This is a genomic window from Photobacterium rosenbergii (assembly GCF_033022775.1).
Classification (GTDB): Bacteria; Pseudomonadota; Gammaproteobacteria; order Enterobacterales; family Vibrionaceae; genus Photobacterium; species Photobacterium rosenbergii_A.
Map to the genome: position 1 here is coordinate 1 of NZ_JAWJZI010000039.1, position 5000 is coordinate 5000.

Sequence of the window (5000 nt, forward strand, 5' to 3'; positions counted from 1 at the left end):
AAACTCTCCATAATAGAGAACTTAATGTAAGCTCATTTTGTTGCTGGCATCATCATGATGTCCATTTTTGAACGTCCATCACATCCCGTTAAAGGATGCGACTTGGTTCGGTTTGCGTCACGCACACCCAACGGGGGTCGGGGCGGTGACGCTCTATCTTGACGTCTTGCATGTTCAGTTTTCAATGTTCATGGTGGAGCCTAGCGGGATCGAACCGCTGACCTCCTGCGTGCAAGGCAGGCGCTCTCCCAGCTGAGCTAAGGCCCCTTGATCAGCTTCCAATCTGTCTGGCAGATTGAAATCCTCTGGAATAAAAGATAAATGGTCGAGAAGACAGGATTCGAACCTGCGACCCCTTGGTCCCAAACCAAGTGCTCTACCAAGCTGAGCTACTTCTCGTATGATGGCGCGCCCGAGAGGACTCGAACCTCTAACCGCTTGATTCGTAGTCAAGTACTCTATCCAATTGAGCTACGGGCGCATATGCTTTTTTATGAAAAGTGGTGCCGAGGACCGGAATCGAACCGGTACGGTAGTCACCTACCGCAGGATTTTAAGTCCTGTGCGTCTGCCAGTTCCGCCACCCCGGCAAGGGTGTAAAAAGGCAAAAAAATAATGGAGCGGAAGACGAGGTTCGAACTCGCGACCCCCACCTTGGCAAGGTGGTGTTCTACCACTGAACTACTTCCGCATGGTATAGATGTTCTATGAAAATGGTGCGGGTGAAGGGAGTCGAACCCCCACGCCTTGCGGCGCTAGATCCTAAGTCTAGTGCGTCTGCCAGTTCCGCCACACCCGCATATTCATAAAATGGTGAGCCATGAAGGACTCGAACCTTCGACCCTCTGATTAAAAGTCAGATGCTCTACCAACTGAGCTAATGGCTCGTAAAATGGCTGGGGTACTAGGATTCGAACCTAGGCATGACGGAATCAAAATCCGTTGCCTTACCGCTTGGCTATACCCCAGTATTAAAATGGCGGTCCCGACGGGAATCGAACCCGCGATCTCCTGCGTGACAGGCAGGCATGTTAACCGCTACACCACGGGACCATTGGTTGCGGGGGCAGGATTTGAACCTGCGACCTTCGGGTTATGAGCCCGACGAGCTACCGAACTGCTCCACCCCGCGACAATACTATTCTTTTTTAATCTAGTTTCATAGCCTAGAAATTCACTCTAAAATCTGTCGCACCCAATGAAGCAAAGAACGCTTCTTTGTGCACGCCTGATTTTCTCGGACTTTCTGGAGCAGGCTATTCCACTTTTCAATTAAATGGTGGAGGATGACGGGATCGAACCGCCGACCCCCTGCTTGTAAGGCAGGTGCTCTCCCAGCTGAGCTAATCCTCCATTGCCCAGCGACGTCCTACTCTCACAGGGGGAGACCCCCAACTACCATCGGCGCTGAAGAGCTTAACTTCCGTGTTCGGTATGGGAACGGGTGTGACCTCTTCGCCATCATCACTAGACATGAGCCTGTTCGCTCAAAACTGGATAGAACTTCATTGATTGTGTCGAGTTCCGTGACCTAGAAATACACTCCAAAATCTGTCGCACCCAATGAGGCAAAGGACGCCTCTTTGTGCACGCCTGATTTTCTCGGAATTTCTGGCGCAGGTCACTTCACATCTAAATTTTTGGTTAAGTCCTCGATCGATTAGTATTCGTCAGCTCCACGTGTCGCCACGCTTCCACCCCGAACCTATCTACCTCATCGTCTTTGAGGGATCTTACTTACTTGCGTAATGGGAAATCTCATCTTGAGGGGGGCTTCATGCTTAGATGCTTTCAGCACTTATCCCGTCCACACATAGCTACCCAGCGATGCCTTTGGCAAGACAACTGGTACACCAGCGGTGTGTCCATCCCGGTCCTCTCGTACTAAGGACAGCTCCTCTCAAATTTCCTACGCCCACGACGGATAGGGACCGAACTGTCTCACGACGTTCTGAACCCAGCTCGCGTACCGCTTTAATGGGCGAACAGCCCAACCCTTGGGACCGACTACAGCCCCAGGATGCGATGAGCCGACATCGAGGTGCCAAACCTCCCCGTCGATGTGGACTCTTGGGGGAGATAAGCCTGTTATCCCCGGGGTAGCTTTTATCCGTTGAGCGATGGCCCTTCCATGCGGAACCACCGGATCACTAAGCCCGTCTTTCGACCCTGCTCGACTTGTAGGTCTCGCAGTCAAGCTCCCTTATGCCTTTACACTCTGCGAATGATTTCCAACCATTCTGAGGGAACCTTTGGGCGCCTCCGTTACACTTTAGGAGGCGACCGCCCCAGTCAAACTGTCCGCCTGACACTGTCTCCTGCCCCGATCAGGGGCATGGGTTAGAATTTCAATACAACCAGGGTAGTATCCCACCGACGCCTCCTCCGAAGCTGGCGCTCCGGGCTCTTAGGCTCCTACCTATCCTGTACAAGTTGCACCAAAATTCAATATCAGGCTACAGTAAAGCTCCACGGGGTCTTTCCGTCCTGTCGCGGGTAACCTGCATCTTCACAGGTACTATAATTTCACCGAGTCTCTCGTTGAGACAGTGCCCAGATCGTTACGCCTTTCGTGCGGGTCGGAACTTACCCGACAAGGAATTTCGCTACCTTAGGACCGTTATAGTTACGGCCGCCGTTTACTGGGGCTTCAATTCGCACCTTCGCTTGCGCTAAGCACTCCTCTTAACCTTCCAGCACCGGGCAGGCGTCAGCCCCTATACGTCACCTTACGGTTTTGCAGAGACCTGTGTTTTTGCTAAACAGTCGCCTGGGCCTATTCACTGCGGCTCTCTCGGGCTTTCACCCTGTCAGAGCACCCCTTCTCCCGAAGTTACGGGGTCATTTTGCCGAGTTCCTTAACGAGAGTTCACTCGCTCACCTTAGGATTCTCTCCTCGACCACCTGTGTCGGTTTGCGGTACGGGCACCTCCCGCCTCGCTAGAGGCTTTTCTTGGCAGCGTGAAATCAGAAACTTCGGACGATGTCCTCCTCATCACAGCTCAATGTTACAGATGCGGGATTTGCCTCACATCACACCTCACTGCTTGAACGTGCACATCCAGCGGCACGCTTCCCTATCCTACTGCGTCCCCCCATCACTCAAATGGCGGGGAGGTGGTACAGGAATATCAACCTGTTGTCCATCGTCTACGCCTATCGGCCTCGACTTAGGTCCCGACTGACCCTGAGCGGACGAGCCTTCCTCAGGAAACCTTGGTCATACGGTGGATGGGATTCTCACCCATCTTTCGCTACTCATACCGGCATTCTCACTTCTAAGCGCTCCACCTGTCCTTCCGGTCAGACTTCGACGCCCTTAGAACGCTCTCCTACCACGCATACCTGAGGTATGCATCCACAGCTTCGGTGAACCGTTTAGCCCCGATACATTTTCGGCGCAGCGTCACTCGACCAGTGAGCTATTACGCACTCTTTAAATGATGGCTGCTTCTAAGCCAACATCCTGGTTGTCTAAGCAACGCCACATCCTTTTCCACTTAACGGTTACTTGGGGACCTTAGCTGGTGGTCTGGGCTGTTTCCCTCTTGACTACGGATCTTATCACTCGCAGTCTGACTCCCAGATACAAATCATCGGCATTCGGAGTTTGTCTGAATTCGGTAACCCGGGATGGGCCCCTAGTCCAAACAGTGCTCTACCTCCGAGATTCTACATCTGAGGCTAGCCCTAAAGCTATTTCGGAGAGAACCAGCTATCTCCAGGTTCGATTGGAATTTCTCCGCTACCCACACCTCATCCCCGCACTTTTCAACGTGCGTGGGTTCGGACCTCCAGTGAGTGTTACCTCACCTTCATCCTGGACATGGGTAGATCACCTGGTTTCGGGTCTACGACCCCATACTCATTCGCCCTGTTCAGACTCGCTTTCGCTGCGGCTCCGTCTCCTCGACTTAACCTTGCATGGAATCGTAACTCGCCGGTTCATTCTACAAAAGGCACGCTATCACCCATGAACGGGCTCTAACTACTTGTAGGCACACGGTTTCAGGATCTCTTTCACTCCCCTTCCGGGGTGCTTTTCACCTTTCCCTCACGGTACTGGTTCACTATCGGTCACTAGGGAGTATTTAGCCTTGGGAGATGGTCCTCCCGGATTCCGACGGAATTTCACGTGTTCCGCCGTACTCAGGATCCACTCTGGAGGGCAATGGGTTTGGACTACAGGACTCTTACCTCGTGTCGTGGGCCTTTCCAGACCGCTTCGTCTACCCCTTGCCTTTGTAACTCCGTATAGAGTGTCCTACAACCCCAAGAGGCAAGCCTCTTGGTTTGGGCTCTTCCCGTTTCGCTCGCCGCTACTCAGGGAATCGATTTTTCTTTCTCTTCCTCCAGGTACTTAGATGTTTCAGTTCCCTGGGTCTGCCTCCGACCAGCTATGTATTCACTGGAAGGTAACACGCCATTACGCGTGCTGGGTTTCCCCATTCGGAAATCTCCGGATCAAAGCTCACTTACAGCTCCCCGAAGCATATCGGTGTTAGTGCCGTCCTTCATAGGCTCCTAGTGCCAAGGCATCCACCGTGCGCCCTTCCTAACTTAACCTAAGTTAGTGCTCTCCATAAAGAAGAGACTTTAAGGTCACACGTCAATTGCTTGACGTTGTGTTTTGTTACAATCAATGTCGTTCTATCCAGTTTTCAAAGAACAGGTCTTGAATGTATGAACATTCAAAACTGAACTGCAAGACGTCAAGTCAGACCCGAAGGTCTGTTCCGAAATTATCCTTAGAAAGGAGGTGATCCAGCCGCACCTTCCGATACGGCTACCTTGTTACGACTTCACCCCAATCATCTGTCCCACCTTCGGCGGCTGGCTCCATAAAGGTTACCCCACCGACTTCGGGTGTTACAAACTCTCGTGGTGTGACGGGCGGTGTGTACAAGGCCCGGGAACGTATTCACCGTGGCATGCTGATCCACGATTACTAGCGATTCCAGCTTCATGTAGGCGAGTTGCAGCCTACAATCCGAACTGAG

At 52.4% G+C, this 5000-nt stretch carries 11 tRNA genes and 3 rRNA genes (1 of these 14 running past the window's edge); all 14 read right to left on the reverse strand.

What is annotated here, in order from left to right:
* Nucleotides 1-191: 191 nt before the first annotated feature.
* Nucleotides 192-267: transfer RNA gene (locus R2X38_RS26480), tRNA-Ala, on the reverse strand.
* Nucleotides 268-322: 55 nt separating this feature from the next.
* Nucleotides 323-399 (reverse strand) — tRNA-Pro (locus R2X38_RS26485).
* 5 nt (nt 400-404) lie between these two features.
* Nucleotides 405-481, reverse strand: a tRNA-Arg gene (locus tag R2X38_RS26490).
* A gap of 20 nt (nt 482-501) precedes the next feature.
* Nucleotides 502-590 (reverse strand) — tRNA-Leu (locus tag R2X38_RS26495).
* A gap of 26 nt (nt 591-616) precedes the next feature.
* A tRNA-Gly gene (locus R2X38_RS26500) sits at nt 617-691 on the reverse strand.
* 23 nt (nt 692-714) lie between these two features.
* Nucleotides 715-799 (reverse strand) — tRNA-Leu (locus R2X38_RS26505).
* Nucleotides 800-811: 12 nt separating this feature from the next.
* Nucleotides 812-887 (reverse strand) — tRNA-Lys (locus tag R2X38_RS26510).
* 6 nt (nt 888-893) lie between these two features.
* A tRNA-Gln gene (locus R2X38_RS26515) sits at nt 894-968 on the reverse strand.
* Between the two features lie 9 nt (nt 969-977).
* A tRNA-Asp gene (locus R2X38_RS26520) sits at nt 978-1053 on the reverse strand.
* A 2-nt stretch (nt 1054-1055) separates the two neighbouring features.
* Nucleotides 1056-1132 (reverse strand) — tRNA-Met (locus tag R2X38_RS26525).
* Between the two features lie 145 nt (nt 1133-1277).
* Nucleotides 1278-1353, reverse strand: a tRNA-Val gene (locus R2X38_RS26530).
* Between the two features lie 3 nt (nt 1354-1356).
* Nucleotides 1357-1472 (reverse strand): 5S ribosomal RNA (rrf, locus tag R2X38_RS26535).
* A gap of 168 nt (nt 1473-1640) precedes the next feature.
* A 23S ribosomal RNA gene (locus R2X38_RS26540) occupies nt 1641-4566 on the reverse strand.
* A gap of 186 nt (nt 4567-4752) precedes the next feature.
* A 16S ribosomal RNA gene (locus tag R2X38_RS26545) occupies nt 4753-5000 on the reverse strand; it runs 1306 nt beyond the window's last position.
* The 16S, 23S and 5S rRNA genes sit together here with 11 tRNA genes alongside, the layout of an rRNA operon.